This is a genomic window from Streptomyces sp. NPDC002403 (assembly GCF_053593015.1).
Genome location: NZ_JBSFBQ010000023.1, coordinates 87,531 through 110,585 on the forward strand (window position 1 = coordinate 87,531; position 23,055 = coordinate 110,585).

The window sequence follows — 23,055 nt, forward strand, 5'->3', positions numbered from 1 at the left end:
GACGTGTCGACAGGAGGGGTGGTTGTGACCACCGAGGTGCGCCGTCTGCGCAACTACATCAACGGAGAATTCCGGGACGCCGCTGACGGGCGGACCATCGATGTGATCAACCCGGTGACGGAAGAGGTCTACGCGACCTCGCCGCTCTCCGGGCAGGCCGATGTCGATGCCGCGATGGACGCCGCCGCGGCCGCTTTCCCCGCCTGGCGCGACGCCACGCCCGCCGAGCGTCAGAAGGCACTGCTGAAGATCGCCGACGCCTTCGAGGAGCGCGCCGAGGACCTCATCGCCGCCGAGTCGGAGAACACCGGCAAGCCGCTCGAACTCACCCGCACCGAAGAGGTCCCCCCGATGGTGGACCAGATCCGCTTCTTCGCGGGTGCGGCGCGGCTGCTCGAGGGCCGCTCGGCCGGCGAGTACATGGAGGGCCTGACCTCCATCATCCGGCGTGAGCCGGTCGGTGTCTGCGCGCAGGTCGCGCCGTGGAACTACCCGATGATGATGGCCGTCTGGAAGTTCGCCCCGGCGCTCGCCGCGGGCAACACCGTCGTCATCAAGCCGTCCGACACCACCCCGGCGTCGACCGTGCTGATCGCCGAGATCATCGGCCAGATCCTGCCCAAGGGCGTCTTCAACGTCATCTGCGGCGACCGGGACACCGGCCGCGCGATGGTCGAGCACCCGACCCCGGCGATGGCCTCCATCACCGGCTCGGTGCGGGCCGGCATGCAGGTCGCCGAGTCCGCCTCCAAGGACGTCAAGCGGGTCCACCTGGAGCTCGGCGGCAAGGCCCCGGTCGTCGTGTTCGAGGACACCGACATCGCCAAGGCCGTCGAGGGCATCTCCGTCGCGGGCTACTTCAACGCCGGTCAGGACTGTACGGCCGCCACCCGCGTCCTGGTCCACGAGTCCATCCACGACGAGTTCGTCACCGCGCTCGCCAAGGCCGCCGCCGACACCAAGACGGGGCAGCCGGACGACGAGGACGTGCTGTACGGCCCGCTCAACAACGCCAACCAGCTCAAGCAGGTCAGCGGCTTCATCGAGCGGCTCCCCGCGCACGCCAAGGTCGAGGCGGGCGGCCACCGGGTCGGCGACAAGGGCTACTTCTACGCCCCGACCGTCGTCTCCGGCCTCAAGCAGGACGACGAGATCGTCCAGAACGAGGTCTTCGGCCCGGTCATCACCGTCCAGAAGTTCACGGACGAGGCCCAGGCCGTGGAGTACGCCAACGGCGTCGAGTACGCCCTGGCCTCCTCGGTGTGGACCAAGGACCACGCCCGCGCCATGCGGATGTCCAAGAACCTCGACTTCGGCTGCGTGTGGATCAACACCCACATCCCGCTCGTCGCCGAGATGCCGCACGGCGGCTTCAAGAAGTCCGGCTACGGCAAGGACCTCTCCGCGTACGGCTTCGAGGACTACACCCGCATCAAGCACGTCATGACCTCGCTCGACGACTGATACCTCGTCAGCAGGCAGGTCGCGGCCCCGGGCGCACGCCCGGGGCCGTCTCCGTTCCCCGGCACCGATCCGCGCCCCGGCATCGACAGGGTGTGCGGACGGAGCGTGTGCCGCTGGACGGTTGGTCCATTGCCCGCCCCGCCGGCCGACCGGCATCCTGCGCAGGTGCGAGCAACCCCGAAGAACCCCATGTCCCGCCGGTCCCTGCTGCGCGCCCTCGGAGCCACGGCCGCCGGTGTCACGCTGGCCGGCTGCGGAGTGCCCGCCGCCTACGTGGAGCCCGGCGACCGCGCCGGACGCGACACCTCGGCGAGCGACCACACGCTGCACTTCGCGAACTGGCCCCTCTACATCGACACCGACGACAAGAACGAGTCGAAGCGGCCCACCCTGGACGCCTTCGGCAGGCGGACCGGGATCTCCGTCACGTACACCGAGGAGATCAACGACAACGACGAGTTCTTCGGGAAGATCAGCCCGGCACTGATGAACCACCAGGAGACCGGCCGCGACCTGATCGTCATCAGCGACTGGATGTCCGCCCGGTTCGTGAGGCTGGGCTGGGTGCAGGAGATGGACCGGGCGAAGCAGCCGAACGTCGCCAAGTACCTGGACCCGCAGCTGCGTTCACCCGCCTTCGACAAGGGCCGGATGCACAGCGTCCCCTGGCAGTCCGGGATCACCGGCATCGCGTACAACCGCAAGAAGCTCGGCCGCGAGATCAAGCACCTGAGCGATCTGTGGGCGGACGACCTGCGCGGCAAGGTGACGCTGATGTCCGGGCTCGACGAGTCCTTCGCCCTGCTGATGCAGGGCAACGGCGTCGACATCACCCGCTGGCAGCGGGACGACTTCTACCGGGTGTGCGACCAGGTCGAGAAGCTGGTGAGGAAGCGGCACATCCGCCGCTTCACCGGCAACGACTACATCAAGGACCTGTCGACCGGCGATGTGCTCGCCTGCCAGGCCTACTCCGGCGACGTCATCCAGCTCCAGGCCGACAACCCGGAGATCGAGTTCGTCGTCCCCGAGGAGGGGGCCGAGCTCTGGTCGGAATCGCTCATGATCCCCAACCTCGCGCGCCACAAGCGCAACGCGGAGCGGCTCATCGACTACTACTACGAGCCGGAGGTCGCCGCTGAGCTGGCGACCTGGGTCAACTATGTCTGTCCCGTGCCGGCCGCGCGTGAGGTGCTGGCTTCCGCCAAGGACGAGGAGACCGCCGCACTCGCCGAGGACCCGCTGATCTTCCCCGACGACGCGATGCGCAAGCGGCTCGCGATCGCCCGCGACGTCACGTCCGAGGAGCGCACCGAGTTCGCGAAGAAATGGAACTCCATCGTCGGGCTGTGAGCCGTACCAGGGGTGGCGTAGGGGACCGGTAAACACGGGCGTACGCTGCGGACATGAGCGAGCGAAGAGCCCTGCTGAGGCGCATACGCGTGTGGTTGGCCGTCTTTGTCGTCTGTCTGGTTCTCAGCGGGCTGACCGCCTTTCCGCTCGTCCATGAACTCCATTGGGCCGAGGATCTGCTGAGGTCCTCGGCCTCTCCCGTGCCGGAGCACTTCCCGGCACTGATGGAGTGGATCACCAAGGTCCGCACCGGCCTCGACGAGGCCGGTGCGAAGTACCCCTTCGTGCTGTACGGCACCGACTGGCTGGCCTTCGCGCATCTGGTCATCGCGGTCGCCTTCTACGGCCCCTACCGCGACCCGGTCCGCAATATCTGGGTCATCGAATTCGGCATGATCGCCTGCGCCGGGATCATCCCGCTCGCGCTGGTCTGCGGGCCCATCCGCTCCATCCCCTTCTGGTGGTCCGTCATCGACATGTCGTTCGGTGTCTTCGGGGTCATCCCGCTGCTCGTGGTGCGCCGCATGATCAAGCAGCTGGAGGCCCTGGAGCGGACACCGAGCCCGGAGCCCGCGCCGACGGCCACTGCCCCGACCGGGCCGGCGGCCTGAGTCACCCGGCCGACGGGGCGCCGAAGGCGGCCACCACTATGTTCATCGCCGTGGGGTTCATGCCTTCCCCCTTCGCGTCCGTCGAGTTGACGCTGTAGACGAGGGTCCGGGAGAGATCACGGGTGGCGGCGACGGCCGTGTTGTAGCCCCACCGGCCGCCCGTCTTGCCCCAGACCTCGCGTCCGCCCAGTCGCATCACCGAGAGCCCCGCGCTGTACGCGGCGGGCTTGCCGGTGCCGTACTCGCGGACCGAGGCGTCGGGCAGCGTGAACATCTCCTGGAGCAGCGGCCCGCGCACCACCTGACCGCTGAACAGCGCCCGGGTGAAACGCTCCAGGTCTTCGGTGGTCGAGATCAGGTCCCCCGCCGCCCAGGCGTCCGTCGCCCCCCACACGGTCACATCGCGCAGCTCGCCGGCCGTGCCGAAGAGCTGGTAGCCGCGGTTGTGCGGCCCGCGGATCGCCGGGTCGGCACCGGGGAAATACGTGTCCTTCAACCGCAGGGGCTCCAGGACACGGCGGGAGACCTGCGAGGCGTACGAGTCACCCGTGACCCGCTCGATCAGCAGTCCCGCCACGGTGTAGCCGATGTTGGCGTAGTGCTGCTGGGCGCCGGGCACGAAGTCCGGCTCCCGGGCGGTGGCCTCACGCACGGTCTGCACCGGGTCGTGCAGGTCGAAGCGGTGCGCGTACCAGTCGTCCAGGTCGCCGCCGGAGCCGGTGGACGGGATGCCGCTCGTGTGGTTCAGCAACTGGCGCACCGTGACGTCCTCGTACGCCGCCGGGATCAGATCCGGCAGATAGCGCCGGACCGGGCGGTCCAGGCCGAGCCTGCCCTCCCCGGCCAGCTGCAGCACGACGGCCGCCGTGAAGACCTTGGTCACCGAACCGGCACGGAAGCGGCCGTCCGGGTCCGCCGGCCGCCCGGAGACCAGGTCGTGGACGCCGGCACTGCCGCGCCAGTCGCCCCCGGTGCCCGAGACCCGCACCAGCGCGGCCGTGGCGTCGTCCGTCGGGAGCCCGGCGACGGCGGCGCGCAGTGCCGCGGCGTCCGGGGCCTGTCCGGTGGCTTCCCCGAGCGCGGAGCGGCCCGGGGCCGCCGGGGTACCGGCCGCCGCCAGGGCCGGTGGGACAGGGCCCGCGGCGATACCGAGGACCAGCGCGGCCGCGACGGCGGTGCGCAACGTACGGGTGTTCATGTCAGGTGCCTCCTGGGCGTGGAATCCTCAACCGCTCACGGACTCCATCCTGTTGATCAGCCCGCCCGGGCGGATCCCCCGGCCGGGGGTTTGCGGGAGGGAGGCAGGCTCCCCTGCGCGGGGGAGCCGAAGGCCGGACCTCCCTCCGGAGAGGGAGTCACGACACCGCACTCGTACGCGCAGATCACCGCCTGGATCCGGTCGCGCAGCCCCAGCTTGGACAGCACATTGCCGACATGGGTCTTCACCGTGTGCTCGCTGACGACCAGCGCCGCCGCGATCTCCGCGTTCGACAGCCCGCGGGCCAGGTGCAGCAGGGTCTCGTACTCCCGGGCGGTCAGTACGTCCAGGCGCGCCGACGGCGCCGCGGCCGTGGCGGGCGGGCGCGAGGTGTACTCGGCGATCAGCCGGCGCGCCACCGAAGGAGCGAGCAACGAGTCCCCGGCCGCCACCACCCGTACCGCGTGCACCAGGTCGTCGCGGCGGACGTCCTTGAGCAGGAAACCGCTGGCGCCCGCGTGCAGCGCCTCGAAGACGTACTCGTCGGAATCGAAGGTGGTCAGCATGACCGTACGGCAGCCGGTCCCGGCGCTGATCGCGCGGCAGGCCTCGATGCCGTCCGTGCCGGGCATCCGGATGTCGAGCAGCGCCACCTCGGGCGCCAGCCGCCGCACCGCCTCGACCGCCGCCCGGCCGTCGCCCGCCTCGGCCACCACCTCGATGTCCGGCTGCGCGTCCAGGATCATCGCGAAACCGCTGCGCACCAGCTCCTGGTCGTCGGCCACCACCACACGGATCGTCAACTTCCCACCTCTGCCCTCTGCTCCGTCTCCGGCCGGACCCGCGGAATCGTCACCCGGACCCGGAACCCCCGCCCGTCAGGACCGGGGCCGGCACTGGCCGTCCCGCCGTGCGCGGCGGCGCGCTCCCGGATGCCGACCAGCCCCAGCCCGGAGCCGCCTCCGGGCCCCCGTCCGTCGTCGGTGACGGTGAGGGCCAGCACCTCGGGTCCGTGTTCCAGCAGAACCCGGACCGAGTCCGCCCCGGCGTGCTTGACCACGTTCGTCAGGGCCTCCTGCACGATCCGGTAGACGGTCGCCTCGACCGCCAGGCCTGGTGCGCCGGGGCTGCCCGTGACCTCGTACGAGACCGCCGGGCCGCTGTCGCTCACCCGCGCCGCGAGACCCGGAAGCCCGGCCAGCGCGGGCTGGGGTTCCCTGGGCGCATCCGGTGAACCCTCGTTCTCGCGCAGCACGCCGAGCATCCGGCGCAGCTGCGCCATCGCGTCCCGGCCCGCCTCCGAGATCGCGTCGAAGGCCGCCTCGGCACGCTCCGGCGCCGTGCGGACCGCCACGGGGCCGGCCTCCGCCTGCACGATCATCAGGCTCACCGCATGGGACAGGATGTCGTGCATCTCCCGGGCGATCCGGGCCCGTTCGCGGGCCGCCGCCTGTTCGGCCTCGATCCGGTGCGTCAGCTCCAGCTGACGGGCCCGGTCCTCCACCGCGCGCAGATAGGCCCTGCGCGTCACCGTGAACCGGCCGAAGGCGTAGGCCGCCGCGAAGACGAACAGGGAGAAGAACAGCTCCCGCAGGTCGTCCCTGGCGAGTCCGACCGAGACCAGCACGGCCGCCGCCGTGAGCAGCGCGATCCCGATCCGCTTCGGCGGCGAGGAGAGCTCGGCCACCGTGCAGAACGCCACCAGACCGGTGTACGGGAGCGGCTGGCCCGGCCCGTCGACGGTGAACGTGTACAGGGCGCCCGCCGCCAGCACCGCGAGGAGGACCGCGACCGGCGCCCGGCGGCGGGCCACCAGCGGCAGCACCGTCAGGGTGGTCAGCCCGTACGACGTCCACGTCGCCTCCGGCAGCTCCGGGGCGCGCGGTACGACGAACGGCATGGTCATGGCGGCCTGGACCAGCAGGGCGACGAGCAGGTCCGTGCCGAGGGGGCCGGCCCCCAGGGCGCGTCCGCGCACTCCCGCCGCGATGTCTCGTATGCGCATCGGAGCGGTGCCGTCAGGGCTTCCGCGCCACCGCGCCGAACTGCGCCACCTGTGCCGCACCGGGCTCGGCCCGCCACCGCGCGCACGAGACGATGCCCGGCTCCACCAGGTCGAGCCCCGCCAGGAACCCGGCGAACTCGGCGCGGCCGCGGGCGGTGATCGGCGGGGTGGCGTTCTCGTTCCAGAACCGCATCGCCGCCTCGTTGCCCTCGCCGCCCAGCTCCAGGGTGGGATGGGTGAGCACCAGATGGCTGCCGGAGGGCAGCGCGTCCATGAGTGTGCGCACGATGCGCCGTGCCTCGTCCGTGTCGAGGACGAAATTGAGGATGCCCAGGAGCAGGACCGCGACCGGCCGCTCCAGGTCGAGCGTCGGCTGCGCGGCCCGCAGGATCCGCTCCGGGTCGCGGGCGTCCGCTTCGACGTACACGGTCGCGCCCCGCGGTGAGCCGGCCAGCAGCGCGCGGGCGTGCGTCAGCACGGAGGGGTCGTTGTCGACATACACGACACGGCAGTCGGGGGAGGTACGCAGGGCGACCTCGTGCGTGTTCCCGGCGGTCGGCAGACCGGTGCCGATGTCCAGGAACTGTCCGATCCCCGCCTCACCTGCCAGATACCGGACCGCCCGCCCCAGGAACGCCCGGTCGGCGCGCGCCACTTCGCCGATGCTCGGGTACATGGCGGTGACCCGGTCGCCGACCGCACGGTCCACCGGGTAGTTGTCCGTGCCGCCGAGCCAGTGGTTCCAGACCCGCGCGTTGTGGGCGACGTCGGAACGGACGCGGTCGTCGGGAACGGGGGTGGTGCGGGGGTCGGTCACGGCGCTGCTCCTCCTGCTCCGGGCCCGGCATCACGGACGATGGGGCAGGCCCATGATGCCGGACCGGTCAGGAGGGGCCGTGGGCCGGGGAGTCGGCGAGGACGTCCCGCAGGACGTCGACCCGGTTGGTGGTGATCGAGTCGACGCCGCGGCGCACCAGGCGGCGCATGGTCCGCCTGGTGTCGGCCGTCCAGACGGAGACCAGCAGCCCGTCCCGGTGCAGACGGTCCGTCAGGTCCCGGTCCACCAGCCCGAACCGGTAGTTCAGCCAGCGCGGCCGCACCGCGTCGAGCAGCGTGGCGCGCGGCGGCGCGAGGGTCGTCCAGGTCATGGCGATCTCGGCGTCCGGGTCGGCTGCCCGCACCCGGAGCATGGCGTCGGGGCCGGCGCAGTAGTACACCCGCTCGCCGGCCCCGCACTCGCGCACCACGGCGACGATCCTCGGCACCGAGTCGTCGGTGGAGCCCGGCAGGTCGATCATGAACCGGTGCGCCCCGGCGGCGAGCAGCGCCTCGCGCAGTGTGGGCACACCGCCCCGGGTCAGCTCCGTGAGCTCCTGGCGGGTCAGCCGGTCGAGCCGCACGTCGTGGCCCCACAGCCGCTTCAGCGTGGCGTCGTGCAGCAGGACCGGCACACCGTCACGTGTGACCCGTACATCGATCTCGACCGCGTCCGCCCCCCGTCCGAGGGCGGAGCGGATCGAGGGGAGTGTGTTCTCGCGGACACGGTAGGGATCGCCGCGGTGGGCCACGGCGGTGACTGAGGTGACCATGGGGTCATTGTGACCACCGGGTCACCGGTCGGCGCGCTCCAGCCAGTTGGCCGTGTACGTGTCGATCTCGGCGGCCAGCCTCCGCTTGCCGGCCGCGTCGAGGTACGAGGCATCCACCGCGTTCTTCGCCAGCGAGGCGAGACCCCGCTCGTCCAGACCGAGCAGCCGGGCGGCCACCCCGTACTCGTTGTTGAGGTCCGTGCCGAACATCGGCGGGTCGTCGCTGTTGATGGTGACCAGGACGCCCGCGTCCACCATCTCCTTGACGGGGTGCTGCTCGATGTCCGCCACCGCGCGGGTCGCGATGTTCGACGTCGGGCAGACCTCCAGCGCGATGCGGTGCTCGGCGAGATGGGCCAGCAGCTTCGGGTCCTGGACGGAGCTGGTGCCGTGGCCGATGCGCTCGGCACGCAGATGGGTCAGGGCGTCCCAGACGGTCTGCGGTCCGGTGGTCTCCCCGGCGTGCGGCACGGAGTGCAGGCCCGCGGCGATCGCCCGGTCGAAGTAGGGCTTGAACTGCGGGCGCTCCACACCGATCTCCGGACCGCCGAGACCGAAGGAGACGAGCCCCTCGGGCCGCAGGTCCACGGCGAGCCGGGTGGTCTCCTCGGCGGCTTCGAGCCCGGCCTCGCCCGGAATGTCGAAGCACCAGCGCAGCACGACACCCAGCTCGGCCTCGGCGGCCTTGCGGGCGTCCTCTATGGCCTCCATGAACGCCTGCTCGGGGATGCCGCGCCGGGTCGAGGAGAACGGGGTCACCGTCAGCTCCGCGTAGCGGATGTTCTGCCGCGCCATGTCCCGGGCGACCTCGAAGGTCAGCAGGCGGACGTCCTCCGGGGTGCGGATCAGGTCCACGACGGAGAGATACACGTCGATGAAGTGCGCGAAGTCCGTGAAGGTGAAGTAGTCGGCGAGCGCCTCGGGGTCGGTGGGGACCTTGGAGTCGGGGTGGTGCGCTGCCAGCTCGGCGACGATGCGGGGCGAGGCGGAGCCGACATGGTGGACATGCAGTTCGGCCTTGGGCAGCCCCGCGACGAAGGGGCGCAGATCGGTCATCGGACTCTCCGGGGCGTGGGACGGTTCGGGTGCCGGGCACGGTCGGCCGGGCAGGGGACGGGGATCATCGTAGGCCGGGGCCACCGGTGGGCGGCGGGGCCGTAGCATGACGGGACCACGATGGGGGAGGCCCATGTCAGACAACACAGAGCAGCCCGAGGGCGGGGCCGCGCCGCGCGATCCGTGGGCTCCGCCGGAGAGCAAGGTGCCGCTGGAGAAGCCGGCCGGTGATCCTCGCCCGCCCGCTGTGCAGCATCAGCCCACGGTCACCTCGATGCCGGGCGCCGGGGACGACCCCGCACCGGCCGACGCACCGCCGCCGGCATTCGGTTCGCCGGCACAGACCGGGCCGGTGCCCGGAGCCGGATTCGGCCCCGGACCCGGGGAGGTACCGCCGCCGCCGGTCGGACCGAACGGACCGGGCCAGCAGGTCCCGCCGGCCGGACAGTACGGCTACCCGGCCGCGCCCCCTCCGCAGTACGGCGGCTACCCGGGATACCCCGGATACAACCAGGCGCCCTGGGGCGGTCCGCCGCCCGCCAACGGCATGGGAACCGCGGCCATGGTGCTCGGCATCCTGGCCGTCTGCATGTTCTGCGTCTACGGGATACCCAGCCTGATCCTGGGCGCACTGGCCCTGATCTTCGGCATCCTCGGCCGCAAGAGGGTGCAGCGCGGCGAGGCGAACAACAGCGGTCAGGCGCTCGCCGGGATCATCATGGGATCCATCGGCATCGTCCTCGGCGTGGCGATCATCAGCTTCTTCATCTGGATGTTCACCACCCACATCGAGGAATTCGAGGACAGCGGCTACAACGACGACCCGTACTCCACGTCGCTGGTCGTCGACGTCAGCCGGTAGCAGCGTCAGGGCGCCGGTGCCGGACCCCCGCGGTACCGGCGCCGCGCGATATCCGCCGATGGCCCGGCGGGGCCGTGTCCCGGCCCCGCCGGGCCATCGGGCGTCCGGGACGCCTCATGACGCGCGCAGCTCCGCCCGCGCGTCCATCAGCGCGAACCCCAGCAGATTCAGCCCCCGCCAGCTCGCCGGAGCCGCTGCCCGCGGGTCGTCCGCCGCCAGGCCGATGCCCCAGATCCGGTCCATCGGGCTCGCCTCGACCAGCACCCGGTCCCCGGTGTTCAGCAGGAACTCCCGCAGCTCCGGATCGCCACCGAACTTGTGCACGCTGCCGGCCACCACCAGCGCGAACCGCTCGCGCTCCCATGTCGCGTCGTCGAAACCGCGGACCAGCCGGCCCACCTTCTTCGCCGCCGCCGGGCTCTTCGCCGCCACCGCCGCGGCCTCCGACTCCGCATCGCCGAAAAGCCGGGCCTTGGCGGCCATCATCCAGTGCTCGGCCGAGGCGTACCGCACGCCGTCGACCGTGAAGGGCGACGGCCACCACTGGCTGAGACAGCTCGCGCTCACGCGGCCGTCGGGCCGGGGACGGTGCCCCCAGAAGTGCAGGTACTTCACCTTCTCGCCGCGCGCGGTCCGTGCGAGGAGACCGTCCATGTGTTCCATGACATGCGATTCTGGCATTCGCCACTGACACTCCGTACGGGGAATTCCGTACCGACACGACACATGGTCGACAGATTTCGTCGCGTAACCAAAAGGCAACAACGGAATCACTTGTTGGGGTTGATCCCCTCTGCCAGGATCGGCACTCAAATCGAGCAGAGGCTACGCCGTCCCCGCACTCCGGGGCACTCGGCGGAGGAGATCGTCATGGGCAACGGCATCCAGGTGCGGGACCGCTTCGCGGACGGCGCACAGTACATCGGCGGAAAGCTGCGGTCCGGAACATCGGGACGTCACCACGACGTGGTGAACCCGGCGACGGGCGAGACCGTCTACAGCTACGAGCTCGCGGGCACCGCCGACGTGGACGCCGCCGTGGCGGCCGCACGCGAGGCGTTCCCCGGCTGGTCGGGCGCTACGCCCGCCGAGCGGTCCGAGGCGATGCACCGCTTCGCCGCCGTACTCGCCGAGCAGGCGGAGGACTTCGCGTACGTGGAGTCCCTCCAGTGCGGCAAGCCGATCAAGCTCTCCACCGAGTTCGACGTGCCCGGCACCGTGGACAACACCTCCTTCTTCGCCGGCGCCGCCCGCCACCTGGAAGGCAAGTCGGCCGCCGAGTACGACGGCGACCACACCTCGTACGTACGCCGTGAGGCGATCGGGGTCGTCGGCTCCATCGCGCCCTGGAACTATCCGCTCCAGATGGCCGCCTGGAAGGTCCTCCCGGCCGTCGCCGCGGGCAACACCATCGTCCTCAAGCCCGCCGAGATCACCCCGCTGACCTCGCTGATGTTCGCCCAGGCGGCCACCGAGGCGGGCATCCCCGACGGTGTGATCAACATCGTCACCGGCGCGGGCAAGGACGCCGGGGAGCACCTGGTCGGCCACCCGGACGTGGTGATGACCTCCTTCACCGGCTCCACCGCCGTCGGCAAGCGGGTCGCGGAGATCGCCACCTCCACCGTCAAGCGCCTCCACCTCGAACTCGGCGGCAAGGCCCCCTTCGTCGTCTTCGACGACGCCGACCTCGAAGCCGCGGTCAACGGCGCGGTCGCCGGAGCGCTCATCAACACCGGCCAGGACTGCACCGCGGCCACCCGCGCCTACGTCCAGCGCCCGCTGTACGACGCCTTCGTCCAGGGCGTCGCCGCGCTCATGGAGACCGTCCGGCTCGGCGACCCCTTCGACCCGTCGACCGACCTCGGCCCGCTGATCAGCCACGCCCAGCGGGACCGGGTCGCCGGATTCGTCGAGCGGGCCCGCGCCTACGCCACCGTCGTCACCGGCGGCGAGGCCCCCGGCGGCGAACTGGAAGCCGGCGCCTACTACCGGCCGACGCTGGTCGCCGGAGCCGCCCAGGACAGCGAGATCGTCCAGTCGGAGATCTTCGGCCCGGTCCTGGTCGTGCTGCCCTTCGACACCGACGACGAGGGCATCCGCCTCGCCAACGACACCCCGTACGGCCTCGCCGCCTCCGCCTGGAGCCGCGACCTGTACCGCGCCAACCGCGCCACCCGCGAGATCGAGGCGGGCTGTGTCTGGGTCAACGACCACATCCCGATCATCAGCGAGATGCCGCACGGCGGATACAAGGCCAGCGGCTTCGGCAAGGACATGTCCTCGTACTCCTTCGAGGAGTACACGCAGGTCAAGCACGTCATGTACGACAACACCGCGGTCGCCCGCAAGGACTGGCACCGCACGATCTTCGGGGACCGATAACCCGGCCGACCCCGGCCACACACACCCGGAAGGGCAACGCGCATGGAGCAGTACGAGCCGGAGCGTCTCTCCGCGGCCCAGATGGCCGCGATGCGACGCAGTCTCACCAGCGGCCGGGGCGCTCTGACCCGCCGATCGCTGATCCGCGCCTCCGGCTTGGGGGCGCTGGCGATCGGCGGGCTGGGCACGCTGAGCGCGTGCGGCATCCCGCCCGCCAAGCGGGAGGGGGACGCCGCGGCGGCCTCCGACGACCACTCGGCCGAGGAGAAGCAGGTCAACTTCTCCAACTGGACCGAGTACATGGACGTCACCGACGACGGCAAGCACCGGCCCACCCTGGAGGCGTTCAGCGAGCGCACCGGGATCAAGGTCAAGTACACCGAGGACATCAACGACAACGTCGAGTTCTTCGGCAAGATCAAGCCGCAGCTCGCGGCCGGCCAGGACACCGGTCGCGACATCATCTGCGTCACCGACTGGCTGGCCGCCCGCATCGTCCGCCTCGGCTGGGCGCAGAAGCTCGACGCCTCGCACCTGCCGCACGCCTACGCCAACCTCTCGGCCCAGTTCCGCTCCCCGGACTGGGACCCCGGCCGTGCCTACTCGTACCCCTGGGCGGGCATCCCCACCATCATCGCCTACAACTCCAAGGCGACCGGCGGACGCAAGGTCGACTCCGTCAGCCAGCTGCTCGACGACCCGAAACTCAAGGGCCGGGTCAGTTTCCTCTCGGAGATGCGCGACACCATCGGCATGACCCTGCTCGACATGGGCAAGGACCCCGGCAACTTCACCGACGCCGACTACGACGCCGCGATCGGCCGGCTCCAGAAGGGCGTCGACAAGAACCAGATCCGCCGCTTCACCGGAAACGACTACACGGCGGACCTCGACAAGGGCGACATCGCCGCCTGCGTCGGCTGGGCCGGCGACGTCATCCAGCTCCAGGCCGGGAACCCGGACATCAAGTACGCGATTCCGGCCGCGGGTTACGTCATATCCAGCGACAACCTGCTCGTCCCGGTGAAGGCCCGGCACAAGACCAACGCCGAGAAGCTGATCGACTACTACTACGAGCCGCCGGTCGCCGCGAAGCTCGCCGCGTACATCAACTTCGTCTGCCCGGTCGACGGGGTCCGCGACGAGCTGGCGAAGATCGACCAGGCGATGGCCGACAACGTCCTGATCCTCCCGGACCGGGAGATGGCGTCCCGGTCGCACGCCTTCCGCTCCCTGACCAGCGAGGAAGAGACGGCGTACGAAGAGAAGTTCGCCAAGCTCATCGGCGCCTGACCGCCGCGCCCTCCCGCCCCACCCGATCCCCCGATCTCCCCTGATCTCCCTCTGACACCACTGGGACCGCGATCCATGACACAGCAGCAGACCGGCGGCGACGTCCGCCTCACCGGGATCAGCAAGACGTACGGCTCCTTCGCAGCCGTCAAGCCGCTCGATCTGACCGTCCCGCAGGGCTCCTTCTTCGCGCTGCTCGGCGCGTCCGGCTGCGGCAAGACCACCACCCTGCGGATGATCGCCGGCCTGGAAGAGGCGACCACCGGCACGGTCTCGCTCGGCGGCCAGGACATCACCGGGCTTCCCCCGTACAAGCGGCCCGTCAACACGGTCTTCCAGAGCTACGCGCTCTTCCCGCACCTCGACATCTCGGAGAACGTCGCCTTCGGTCTGCGCCGGCGCGGCATCAAGTCGGTGAAGAAGCAGGTCGACGAGATGCTGGAGCTCGTCCAGCTCGGCGACTTCGCCAAGCGCAAGCCGCACCAGCTCTCCGGCGGCCAGCAGCAGCGCGTCGCCGTCGCCCGCGCCCTGATCAACCACCCGCAGGTGCTGCTGCTCGACGAACCGCTCGGCGCCCTCGACCTCAAGCTGCGCCGCCAGATGCAGCTGGAGCTCAAGCGCATCCAGACCGAGGTCGGCATCACCTTCATCCACGTCACCCACGACCAGGAGGAGGCCATGACCATGGCCGACACCGTCGCGGTGATGAACGGGGGCCGCGTCGAGCAGCTCGGTGCCCCCGCCGATCTGTACGAGAACCCCAGGACGACCTTCGTCGCCAACTTCCTCGGCACCTCCAACCTCATCGAGGGCGAGGTCGTCTCCTCGGACACGGACATCGTCGTGGCCGCGGGCGGCGGGAAGCTGCGGCTGCCCACCGACCGATGTACGGCCCCGACCAGCAAGGGCGGCAAGCTGCTCCTCGGCGTCCGCCCGGAGAAGATCTCGCTCGCGCACGCCGACGACGCGGACGCGATCGCCGACGGACGCAACCGGGTCACCGGCCGGATCGTCGACTCCAGTTTCATCGGGGTGTCCACGCAGTACGTGGTGGAGAGCCCGGCCGGCAAGGCGCTCCAGGTCTACGAGCAGAACATCGAGCGCGACGCCCGGCTCACCCCCGGCGCCGAGGTCGTGCTGCACTGGAACCCGGCGCACACCTTCGGGCTGGACGCCGCCCAGGACATCGACGCCGGTGTGGAGACGGTGGAGGACGCGGCGTGACCGTCACCAAGGAGGCACCACCGGCGCCCGTCACGGCGGAGCTCGAGATACGCAAGCCCTCCACCCGCAAGCGTCTCGTCCCTTACTGGCTGCTGCTCCCGGGCATCCTGTGGCTGCTGGTCTTCTTCGCGCTGCCACTGGTCTACCAGGCGTCGACCTCCGTGCAGACCGGATCCCTGGAGAAGGGATTCGAGGTCACCTGGCACTTCCAGACCTACTGGGACGCGCTGAGCGACTACTACCCGCAGTTCATCCGGTCGCTGCTGTACGCGGGCACCGCCACCCTCCTGTGCCTGCTGCTCGGCTACCCGCTCGCCTACCTGATCGCGTTCAAGGCCGGGCGCTGGCGCAACGTCGTCCTGGTGCTGGTCATCGCGCCGTTCTTCACCAGCTTCCTGATCCGCACGCTCGCCTGGAAGACGATCCTCGCGGACGGCGGCGCGGTCGTCGACGTACTGAACACCCTGCACATCCTGGACGTCACCAGCTGGCTCGGCTGGACCGAGTCCAACCGGGTACTGGCCACGCCGATGGCGGTGGTCTGCGGTCTCACGTACAACTTCCTGCCGTTCATGATCCTGCCGCTCTACACCTCGCTGGAGCGGATCGACGGAAGGCTGCACGAAGCGGCCGGCGATCTGTACGCCACGCCCGCCACCACCTTCCGCAAGGTGACCTTCCCGCTCTCCATGCCGGGTGTCGTCTCCGGAACGCTGCTCACCTTCATCCCGGCCAGCGGTGACTACGTCAACGCGGAACTGCTGGGATCCACCGACACCAAGATGGTCGGCAGCGTCATCCAGACCCAGTTCCTGCGGGTCCTGGACTATCCGACGGCGGCCGCGCTCTCCTTCATCCTCATGGCGGTCGTCCTGATCATGGTCACCGTCTACATCCGCCGCTCCGGGACGGAGGACCTGGTCTGATGCCCGTACTGCGCTGGATTCGCCGGAATCTGATCGTCATCGCGGGTCTGCTGACCCTCGCGTACATGATCCTGCCGAACGTCGTCGTCATGGTGTTCTCGTTCAACAAGCCGAACGGGCGCTTCAACTACGCCTGGCAGCGCTTCTCCCTGGACGCCTGGAAGGACCCCTGCGGCGTCGCCGACATGTGCGGCTCGCTCTCGCTGTCCCTGCAGATCGCCGTCTGGGCCACCGTCGGCGCGACCGTGCTCGGCACGATGATCTCCTTCGCGCTGGTCCGCTACCGCTTCCGGGCACGCGGCGCGATCAACTCGCTGATCTTCCTGCCGATGGCGATGCCCGAGGTCGTCATGGCAGCCTCGCTGCTCACGCTCTTCCTGAACATGGGCGCACAGCTGGGCTTCTGGACGATCCTGATCGCCCACATCATGTTCTGCCTGAGCTTCGTCGTGACGGCCGTGAAGGCGCGCGTGATGTCGATGGACCCGAGACTGGAGGAGGCGGCCCGCGATCTGTACGCCGGCCCCGTGCAGACCTTCCTGCGGGTGACGCTGCCGATCGCCGCCCCCGGAATCGCGGCGGGAGCGCTGCTGGCCTTCGCGCTCTCCTTCGACGATTTCATCATCACCAATTTCAACGCGGGCTCCACCGTGACCTTCCCCATGTTCGTCTGGGGATCGGCACAGCGCGGCACGCCCGTGCAGATCAACGTCATCGGTACGGCGATGTTCATCATTGCGGTACTGGTGGTTGTCGTCGGTCAGCTCATCGCTAACCGGCGCAAGAACAGCGCACGATAGAAAGCCCTGAAGGAGTTGGAAACCATGGCCCCAGCTGCCATGCGTACTGCTGCACAATCACTCGCCGACGCGAAGCCCGTCTCGTTCTGGCTGGACGACCCGGGCAGGCCCGAGGCGCTGCCCGCGCTCACCGGTGACGAGCACTGCGATCTGCTCGTCGTCGGCGGCGGCTACAGCGGACTGTGGACCGCTCTGATCGCCAAGGAACGCGACCCGCAACGCGATGTCGTACTGATCGAGGGGCACGAGGTGGGCTGGGCCGCCTCGGGCCGCAACGGCGGATTCTGCGCCGCCTCCCTCACCCACGGCCTGCCCAACGGCCTGGAGCGCTGGCCGGAGGAGATCCACAAGCTGGAGGAGCTCGGCGAGCACAACCTCGACGCCATCGAGGCCGCCGTCGCCCGCTATGCGATCGACTGCGAATTCGAGCGCACCGGCGAGATCGATGTAGCCACCGAGCCCCACCAGCTCGAAGAGCTCCACGAATGGCACCAGGAGGCCGAGAAGCTCGGCTTCACCGGGTCGGAATTCCTGGACCGGGACGCGCTGCGTGCCGAGGTCGACTCACCGACATTCCTGGGCGGTCTCTGGGACCGCAGGGGCGTCGCCATGCTGCACCCCGCCAAGCTGGCCTGGGGCCTGAAGCGGGCCTGCGCCGACCTGGGCGTGCGGATCTACGAGCACACCCGGGGCCTCGAACTCGCCAGGTCCACCACGGGAATGGCGGTCCGCACCCCGTACGGAAGGGTCTTCGCACGCCGGGTCGCACTCGGTACGAACATCTTCCCGTCGCTGGTCAAGCGGGTGCGCCCGTACACCGTGCCGGTCTACGACTACGCGCTGATGACCGAGCCGCTCACCGCCGACCAGCTGGCCTCCATCGGCTGGAAGAACCGCCAGGGGCTGGGCGACAGCGCCAATCAGTTCCACTACTTCCGGCTGTCGGCCGACAACCGGATCCTGTGGGGCGGCTATGACGCGATCTATCCGTTCGGCGGCCGGCTGAGCGCCGATCTCGATCAGCGTCCGGAGACCTTCCTCAAACTCGCGGGCCAGTTCTTCGACTGTTTCCCGCAATTGACGGGGGTCCGTTTCAGCCATGCCTGGGGAGGGGCGATCGACACCTGTTCGCGCTTTTCCGCATTCTTCGGCACGGCCCATCAGGGCCGGGTCGCCTATGCCGCCGGATTCACCGGACTCGGCGTCGGCGCCACCCGTTTCGGGGCCGATGTGATGCTCGATCTGCTGGCGGGCGAACAGAACGAACGGACCGCGCTGGAAATGGTCCGCAGCAAGCCGATGCCGTTCCCGCCGGAGCCCTTCGCCTGGGCCGGGATCGAGCTCACCAAGAGGTCCCTGGCCAGGGCGGACAGCAATGGCGGGCACCGCAATCTGTGGCTGCGGACGATGGACCGGCTGGGGCTGGGTTTCGACAGCTGAGTCCGAACGGGCCGGTCACCCCCGCGGGTGACCGGCCTCTTCGTTTCCCGATTCGTTGCCCGAACCCGCGTAATCGATCGGCGCCACCGCTCTCTCCCGTGTGAACACACCGGCAACGCATGGCCGGTGCACACGGAAATGGAGGCCGGTCATGGCTGGCGCGGGGGTCAAAGCAGCGGTCGAGTGGCTCGTATCGGTGGCGCCGGACCCGGACGCCTGCCGGTGGGAATGGGAGCGCAATCCCCGCGGGGTCGCGCTCCTGCCCGCCGGCCGGCGCTGGGACGTGCTGATTCTTCCGGGGGAGCTGGGCTATCCCACCCTCGACGTACTGACCCGCCTCATCGACAGGCCCGGTCCCGTTCTCTCCGACTTCGGCGACGCCCGCATGGGCTTCTTCGTGGCGCCGGGCACCGTCGCCGGCTGGGTCGGCACCGGCGTACGGGGCGTGGGCCGGGGAACCTGGATCGTCGTGCCCCATCCGGGCCGGGCGACCAACGGTGGAGTGCGCTGGCTGATCCCGCCCGACGGCTCGGGCACCCTCACCGACGCGACACTTCTGGAGCTCGCGATGCACGAGGCGGCGGCCGGGCGGGCCGAGAACGGCAGGGGCTGAGGCGACCCGGCGGGCGGGGGGAACGGTGTGCGCAGCCGACCGGGCGGGCGGCCCCGGACTGTCAGAGGTCTTGACAACCTGATTGGTCTGGACCATGTTGTGGCGGCCGCACTCAATTCCCCCATGCACGGAGGCCGTTGTGGAACGCACGGGACCCCCCGCCCGATATACCGGAGTCGTGGCCGCCTTCGCGGCGGCCCTGCTCGCCGCCGGCGGTCTGACCGCCCTCGCTCCGTCCGCCGCAGCCGCCGACACCGACCTGGCGCGCAACGGCGGATTCGAGTCCGGCCTGGACGGCTGGAGCTGTACCGCAGGCAGCGGAGCCGCCGTCGGCACACCGGCCCACAGCGGGACCTCGGCGCTGAAGGCCACCCCGGCCGGCGCCGACAACGCCAAGTGCTCCCAGGCGGTGACGGTCCAGCCGGACTCCACCTACACGCTGAGCGCCTGGGTGCAGGGCTCCTACGTCTACCTCGGCGCGGAGGGCACCGGCACCACGGACGTGTCCACCTGGACCCCGTCGTCCACCGGCTGGAAGCAGCTCACCACCACGTTCAGGACGGGCCCGTCCACCACCCGGGTGACCGTCTACACCCACGGCTGGTTCGGCACCCCCGCCTACTACGCCGACGACCTCAGCCTGATCGGACCGGGCGGCGCCCCGGCCGAACTCCCGGCCGCCCCCACCGGACTCAGGGCCGGCACGGCCACCGCCTCCTCGGTCGACCTCTCCTGGACCGGATCCGCCGGAGCCACCGGCTACAACGTCTACCGGGGCGACACGAAGGTCGCCTCGGTCACCGGCACCTCCGCCACCGTCACCGGCCTCACCGCGTCGACCGCGTACAGCTTCCAGGTCGCCGCGACCAACTCCGCCGGGGAGTCCGCCCGATCCGCCGCGGTCACGGCCACCACCACGGCGGGCGGCGGCACGGGCGGGGGCGGCGGCCTGCCCGCCCACGCGCTCGTCGGCTATCTGCACTCCAGCTTCGCCAACGGCTCCGGCTACACGCGGATGGCGGACGTGCCCGACTCCTGGGACGTCATCGACCTGGCCTTCGGCGAGCCGACCTCGGTCACCTCCGGCGACATCCGCTTCTCGCTCTGCCCGGTCGCCGAGTGCCCGAACGTCGAGTCGGCCGCCGAGTTCAAGGCCGCGATCAAGGCCAAGCAGGCCGCCGGCAAGAAGGTGCTCATCTCCATCGGCGGCCAGAACGGCCAGGTGCAGCTCACCACCACCGCCGCCCGCGACACCTTCGTCTCCTCGGTCGGCAAGATCATCGACGAGTACGGCCTGGACGGCCTCGACATCGACTTCGAGGGCCACTCGCTCTCGCTGAACACCGGGGACACCGACTTCCGGAACCCCACCACCCCGGTCGTGGTCAACCTGATCTCCGCGGTGAAGACCCTCAAGGCCAAGTACGGCGACAAGTTCGTCCTGACGATGGCCCCCGAGACCTTCTTCGTCCAGCTCGGTTACCAGTACTACGGCTCCGGCCCCTGGGGCGGCCAGGACCCCCGGGCGGGCGCCTACCTCCCGGTCATCCACGCGCTGCGCGACGACCTGACCCTGCTGCACGTCCAGGACTACAACTCGGGCTCCATCATGGGCCTGGACAACCAGTACCACTCGATGGGCGGCGCGGACTTCCACATCGCCATGACCGACATGCTGCTCACCGGCTTCCCGGTGGCGGGCGACCAGACCAAGGTCTTCCCCCCGCTCCGCCCCGAGCAGGTCGCCATCGGCATGCCGGCCTCGACCCAGGCGGGCAACGGCCACACCTCGCCCGCCGAGGTCACCAAGACGCTGAACTGCCTGACGAAGAAGACCGACTGCGGCTCCTACGCCACCCACGGGACGTGGCCCGCGCTGCGCGGGCTGATGACGTGGTCGATCAACTGGGACCGGTTCAACAACGGGGAGTTCTCGAAGAACTTCGACGTCTACTTCGGCGGCTGAGTCCCAGCGGCAGGAGCAGCGTCCCGCACAGGAACCAGCTGCCCAGCACATCCAGCGGCCAGTGGTAGCCGCGCAGCACCAGACCGATGCCCGTCGCCGTGGTCAGCAGGACAGCGGCGACGGGCATCATCCACGACCACGGCCGCCGCAGGTGCGGCGCGATCAGCAGCGCCGCCGCCCCGTACGCCACCGCGGCCGTCGCGGCATGGCCGGACGGGAAGTAGCCGGTGGCGTCCGTCAGCGGTCCGGGACGGGCGATCCAGGCCTTCAGCGGAACGACGAGTGCGGGCACCGCGCCCATGGTGAGCGCCGCGTACAGCGCCCGGCGGCGCGCGCCGCGCACCAGGGCGAGGACGATCGCGCAGCCCAGCACCGGGAGCGCGACCTGCGTATTGCCCAGATCGGCGAGGAGTTCGGTCAGCCGGGCGGGTCCGTCTCCCACGACCGCCCGGCCGGTCCGCTCGTCGAGCGCGCGCAACGGGCCGCCGGCCGCGACCTGCCAGGCGGTGAGCGCGAACAGTGCCGGGAGGGCCAGGACCGGAAAAAGGAAAAGGGCCGGCCGCCCGGGAACAGGGGGGGTGGTTCCGGGGCGGCCGGTCGGACCGGTTTGCCGCACGCCCCGGGGGGTCTGGGGCGAGCGGCCATCCGATCGGTGAGGAGTTCCGGAGCCGGAGGCTCCAGCGGTGTGCTCGAAGGCACGGCCAGGACGGCGCTGGGGAAGCTCCGGCCCGGCATCGCCCGCAGTCCCCTGCGGGCGGGGTGTTTCTCTCATCTGCAGAAACCGTACGGCAGCCGACGGGGGACCGACAGCGGGAAACAGATCCCGCCATCGGCCCCCCACACGTTCTTCACAGGCCCTCACGCGGGCCCCTCGTAACCCCTGCGAAAGCGCGTTCCGAAGCCGCCGGGGTTCGCACAGGTCAGATCCGGCCGAAAGCCTGCTCGATGACGTCGAGCGCCTCGTTCAGCAGGTCCTCGCCGATCACCAGCGGCGGGAGGAAGCGCAGGACGTTGCCGTAGGTGCCGCAGGTGAGGACCAGCACGCCCTCCGCGTGGCAGGCCTTGGCGAGCTTCGCGGCGGCCTCCGGGTTCGGGTCCTTCGTGCCGGACTTCACCAGCTCGATCGCGATCATCGCGCCGCGGCCGCGGATGTCACCGATGATGTCGCCGTTGTCGAGCTTCGACTGCATCTCGACGAGGCGGCCCTTCATGACCTCCTCGATGCGCTTCGCCTTCCCGTTCAGGTCCAGCTCGCGCATCGTCTCGATGGCGCCGAGCGCACCCGCGCAGGCGACCGGGTTGCCGCCGTAGGTGCCGCCCAGGCCGCCGGAGTGGGCGGAGTCCATGATCTCGGCGCGGCCGGTCACGGCGGAGAGCGGCAGGCCGCCCGCGATGCCCTTGGCGGTGGTGATCAGGTCCGGGACGATGCCCTCGTCCTCACAGGCGAACCACTGGCCGGTGCGGCAGAAACCGGACTGGATCTCGTCGGCGACGAAGACGATGCCGTTGTCCTTCGCGAACTGGGCGATCGCCGGGAGGAAGCCCTTGGCCGGCTCGATGAAGCCGCCCTCGCCGAGCACCGGCTCGATGATGATCGCGGCGACGTTCTCCGCGCCGATCTGCTTGTTGATCTGGTCGATGGCCTGCGCGGACGCCTCGGCGCCGGCGTTCTCGGCACCGGTCGGCCAGCGGTAGCCGTACGCCACCGGCACCCGGTAGACCTCGGGCGCGAACGGGCCGAAGCCCTGCTTGTACGGCATGTTCTTGGCGGTCAGCGCCATCGTGAGGTTGGTGCGGCCGTGGTAGCCGTGGTCGAAGACGACGACCGCGGTGCGCTTGGTGTGGATGCGGGCGATCTTCACCGCGTTCTCGACGGCCTCGGCGCCCGAGTTGAACAGCGCGGACTTCTTCGGGTGGTCGCCCGGCGTCAGCTCCGCGAGCTGCTCACAGACCTCGACGTACCCCTCGTACGGCGTGACCATGAAACAGGTGTGGGTGAAGTCGGCGAGCTGCGCGGAGGCGCGGCGCACGACGGCCTCGGCGGAGGCGCCGACCGACGTCACGGCGATGCCGGAGCCGAGGTCGATCAGACGGTTGCCGTCCACGTCCTCGATGATCCCGCCACCGGCGCGGGCGGTGAACACCGGCAGGGTGGAGCCCACACCTGCGGCCACCGTCTCCAGACGGCGGGCCTGCAGCTCCACCGACTTCGGGCCGGGAATGGCAGTGACGACGCGGCGCTCCTGCGGGATTGCGGTCATGAGGGGCTC

At 70.3% G+C, this 23,055-nt stretch carries 21 protein-coding genes; 12 read left to right on the plus strand and 9 right to left on the minus strand.

Features of this window, described 5'->3' with window-relative positions; genetic code table 11:
* Positions 1-24: 24 nt before the first annotated feature.
* From ACWCPY_RS24220 to ACWCPY_RS24230, 3 genes are all read left to right on the plus strand, one after another.
* Positions 25-1,464 (plus strand): gamma-aminobutyraldehyde dehydrogenase, encoded by a 1,440-nt coding sequence (locus ACWCPY_RS24220; protein ID WP_329814218.1) that lies wholly within the window; start codon positions 25-27, stop codon positions 1,462-1,464.
* Between the two features lie 189 nt (positions 1,465-1,653).
* Positions 1,654-2,817: an ABC transporter substrate-binding protein gene (locus ACWCPY_RS24225; protein ID WP_451268183.1), complete on the plus strand. Its 1,164-nt coding sequence runs from the start codon at positions 1,654-1,656 to the stop codon at positions 2,815-2,817.
* Positions 2,818-2,870: 53 nt separating this feature from the next.
* Complete coding sequence (locus tag ACWCPY_RS24230; protein ID WP_451268133.1) at positions 2,871-3,428, plus strand: hypothetical protein; 558 nt, start codon at positions 2,871-2,873, stop codon at positions 3,426-3,428.
* A gap of 1 nt (position 3,429) precedes the next feature.
* Here the strand turns inward: ACWCPY_RS24230 and ACWCPY_RS24235 are convergent, their stop codons facing one another.
* The 6 genes from ACWCPY_RS24235 to ACWCPY_RS24260 all read right to left on the minus strand — a co-directional run bounded on the left by ACWCPY_RS24235 (position 3,430) and on the right by ACWCPY_RS24260 (position 9,360).
* A complete protein-coding gene (locus ACWCPY_RS24235) occupies positions 3,430-4,626 on the minus strand; it encodes a serine hydrolase domain-containing protein (protein WP_451268135.1) in 1,197 nt (398 codons plus the stop codon).
* A gap of 56 nt (positions 4,627-4,682) precedes the next feature.
* Positions 4,683-5,429: a response regulator transcription factor gene (locus ACWCPY_RS24240; protein ID WP_451268137.1), complete on the minus strand. Its 747-nt coding sequence runs from the start codon at positions 5,427-5,429 to the stop codon at positions 4,683-4,685.
* The gene (locus tag ACWCPY_RS24245) at positions 5,426-6,631 is read right to left on the minus strand and encodes a sensor histidine kinase (RefSeq protein ID WP_451268139.1); all 1,206 of its coding nucleotides are present in this window, start codon (positions 6,629-6,631) and stop codon (positions 5,426-5,428) included. The genes ACWCPY_RS24240 and ACWCPY_RS24245 overlap by 4 nt, the downstream gene beginning before the upstream one ends.
* A 13-nt stretch (positions 6,632-6,644) precedes the next feature.
* Positions 6,645-7,448 (minus strand): SAM-dependent methyltransferase, encoded by an 804-nt coding sequence (locus ACWCPY_RS24250; protein ID WP_451268141.1) that lies wholly within the window; start codon positions 7,446-7,448, stop codon positions 6,645-6,647.
* Between the two features lie 67 nt (positions 7,449-7,515).
* Positions 7,516-8,220 (minus strand): glycerophosphodiester phosphodiesterase, encoded by a 705-nt coding sequence (locus ACWCPY_RS24255; RefSeq protein WP_451268143.1) that lies wholly within the window; start codon positions 8,218-8,220, stop codon positions 7,516-7,518.
* Positions 8,221-8,241: 21 nt separating this feature from the next.
* Positions 8,242-9,360, minus strand: a complete 1,119-nt coding sequence (locus ACWCPY_RS24260) for an adenosine deaminase (protein ID WP_451268185.1) — start codon at positions 9,358-9,360, stop codon at positions 8,242-8,244.
* A 49-nt stretch (positions 9,361-9,409) separates the two neighbouring features.
* On the opposite strand from ACWCPY_RS24260, the gene ACWCPY_RS24265 reads away from it, so the two are divergent.
* The gene (locus tag ACWCPY_RS24265; RefSeq protein WP_451268145.1) at positions 9,410-10,138 is read left to right on the plus strand and encodes a DUF4190 domain-containing protein; all 729 of its coding nucleotides are present in this window, start codon (positions 9,410-9,412) and stop codon (positions 10,136-10,138) included.
* A 114-nt stretch (positions 10,139-10,252) separates the two neighbouring features.
* Here ACWCPY_RS24265 and ACWCPY_RS24270 read toward each other — a convergent pair whose 3' ends face one another.
* The gene (locus tag ACWCPY_RS24270) at positions 10,253-10,792 is read right to left on the minus strand and encodes an NADAR family protein (protein WP_451268187.1); all 540 of its coding nucleotides are present in this window, start codon (positions 10,790-10,792) and stop codon (positions 10,253-10,255) included.
* Between the two features lie 216 nt (positions 10,793-11,008).
* On the opposite strand from ACWCPY_RS24270, the gene ACWCPY_RS24275 reads away from it, so the two are divergent.
* The 8 genes from ACWCPY_RS24275 to ACWCPY_RS24310 all read left to right on the plus strand — a co-directional run bounded on the left by ACWCPY_RS24275 (position 11,009) and on the right by ACWCPY_RS24310 (position 20,785).
* Complete coding sequence (locus ACWCPY_RS24275) at positions 11,009-12,523, plus strand: gamma-aminobutyraldehyde dehydrogenase (protein WP_451268147.1); 1,515 nt, start codon at positions 11,009-11,011, stop codon at positions 12,521-12,523.
* Positions 12,524-12,565: 42 nt separating this feature from the next.
* Positions 12,566-13,816 carry an ABC transporter substrate-binding protein gene (locus tag ACWCPY_RS24280; protein ID WP_451268149.1) on the plus strand — a complete coding sequence of 417 codons (1,251 nt, stop codon included), beginning with the start codon at positions 12,566-12,568 and terminating at the stop codon, positions 13,814-13,816.
* Positions 13,817-13,891: 75 nt separating this feature from the next.
* A complete protein-coding gene (locus ACWCPY_RS24285) occupies positions 13,892-15,040 on the plus strand; it encodes an ABC transporter ATP-binding protein (protein WP_451268151.1) in 1,149 nt (382 codons plus the stop codon).
* Entirely contained in the window at positions 15,037-15,966 is a 930-nt protein-coding gene (locus tag ACWCPY_RS24290) for an ABC transporter permease (RefSeq protein ID WP_451268153.1), read from the plus strand. Before ACWCPY_RS24285 ends, ACWCPY_RS24290 begins: the two co-directional genes overlap by 4 nt.
* Complete coding sequence (locus ACWCPY_RS24295; protein WP_353793521.1) at positions 15,966-16,766, plus strand: ABC transporter permease; 801 nt, start codon at positions 15,966-15,968, stop codon at positions 16,764-16,766. The genes ACWCPY_RS24290 and ACWCPY_RS24295 overlap by 1 nt, the downstream gene beginning before the upstream one ends.
* Positions 16,767-16,790: 24 nt before the next feature.
* Positions 16,791-18,206: an NAD(P)/FAD-dependent oxidoreductase gene (locus ACWCPY_RS24300; RefSeq protein ID WP_451268155.1), complete on the plus strand. Its 1,416-nt coding sequence runs from the start codon at positions 16,791-16,793 to the stop codon at positions 18,204-18,206.
* A 151-nt stretch (positions 18,207-18,357) separates the two neighbouring features.
* Positions 18,358-18,819, plus strand: coding sequence for a hypothetical protein (locus tag ACWCPY_RS24305; RefSeq protein WP_451268157.1), 462 nt, complete (start codon positions 18,358-18,360; stop codon positions 18,817-18,819).
* 139 nt (positions 18,820-18,958) lie between these two features.
* Positions 18,959-20,785, plus strand: coding sequence for a chitinase (locus tag ACWCPY_RS24310; RefSeq protein WP_451268159.1), 1,827 nt, complete (start codon positions 18,959-18,961; stop codon positions 20,783-20,785).
* On the opposite strand, the gene ACWCPY_RS24315 is transcribed toward ACWCPY_RS24310, so the two are convergent.
* The gene (locus ACWCPY_RS24315) at positions 20,736-21,557 is read right to left on the minus strand and encodes a phosphatase PAP2 family protein (RefSeq protein ID WP_451268161.1); all 822 of its coding nucleotides are present in this window, start codon (positions 21,555-21,557) and stop codon (positions 20,736-20,738) included. The two genes, ACWCPY_RS24310 and ACWCPY_RS24315, sit on opposite strands and share 50 nt — an antisense overlap.
* Positions 21,558-21,705: 148 nt before the next feature.
* Complete coding sequence (gabT, locus tag ACWCPY_RS24320; protein ID WP_362453110.1) at positions 21,706-23,046, minus strand: 4-aminobutyrate--2-oxoglutarate transaminase; 1,341 nt, start codon at positions 23,044-23,046, stop codon at positions 21,706-21,708.
* Between the last annotated feature and the right edge of the window lie 9 nt (positions 23,047-23,055).

What these genes read in the sequence shown, in the direction of transcription:
- ACWCPY_RS24225 (WP_451268183.1), top strand. Translation starts at nt 1,654, where the DNA reads ATGTCCCGCCGGTCCCTGCTGCGCGCCCTCGGAGCCACGGCCGCCGGT.
- ACWCPY_RS24230 (WP_451268133.1), top strand. Translation starts at nt 2,871, where the DNA reads ATGAGCGAGCGAAGAGCCCTGCTGAGGCGCATACGCGTGTGGTTGGCC.
- ACWCPY_RS24235 (WP_451268135.1), bottom strand. Translation starts at nt 4,626, where the DNA reads ATGAACACCCGTACGTTGCGCACCGCCGTCGCGGCCGCGCTGGTCCTC.
- ACWCPY_RS24245 (WP_451268139.1), bottom strand. Translation starts at nt 6,631, where the DNA reads ATGCGCATACGAGACATCGCGGCGGGAGTGCGCGGACGCGCCCTGGGG.
- ACWCPY_RS24255 (WP_451268143.1), bottom strand. Translation starts at nt 8,220, where the DNA reads ATGGTCACCTCAGTCACCGCCGTGGCCCACCGCGGCGATCCCTACCGT.
- ACWCPY_RS24265 (WP_451268145.1), top strand. Translation starts at nt 9,410, where the DNA reads ATGTCAGACAACACAGAGCAGCCCGAGGGCGGGGCCGCGCCGCGCGAT.
- ACWCPY_RS24270 (WP_451268187.1), bottom strand. Translation starts at nt 10,792, where the DNA reads ATGGACGGTCTCCTCGCACGGACCGCGCGCGGCGAGAAGGTGAAGTAC.
- ACWCPY_RS24275 (WP_451268147.1), top strand. Translation starts at nt 11,009, where the DNA reads ATGGGCAACGGCATCCAGGTGCGGGACCGCTTCGCGGACGGCGCACAG.
- ACWCPY_RS24280 (WP_451268149.1), top strand. Translation starts at nt 12,566, where the DNA reads ATGGAGCAGTACGAGCCGGAGCGTCTCTCCGCGGCCCAGATGGCCGCG.
- ACWCPY_RS24285 (WP_451268151.1), top strand. Translation starts at nt 13,892, where the DNA reads ATGACACAGCAGCAGACCGGCGGCGACGTCCGCCTCACCGGGATCAGC.
- ACWCPY_RS24295 (WP_353793521.1), top strand. Translation starts at nt 15,966, where the DNA reads ATGCCCGTACTGCGCTGGATTCGCCGGAATCTGATCGTCATCGCGGGT.
- ACWCPY_RS24300 (WP_451268155.1), top strand. Translation starts at nt 16,791, where the DNA reads ATGGCCCCAGCTGCCATGCGTACTGCTGCACAATCACTCGCCGACGCG.
- ACWCPY_RS24305 (WP_451268157.1), top strand. Translation starts at nt 18,358, where the DNA reads ATGGCTGGCGCGGGGGTCAAAGCAGCGGTCGAGTGGCTCGTATCGGTG.
- ACWCPY_RS24315 (WP_451268161.1), bottom strand. Translation starts at nt 21,557, where the DNA reads ATGAGAGAAACACCCCGCCCGCAGGGGACTGCGGGCGATGCCGGGCCG.
- gabT (WP_362453110.1), bottom strand. Translation starts at nt 23,046, where the DNA reads ATGACCGCAATCCCGCAGGAGCGCCGCGTCGTCACTGCCATTCCCGGC.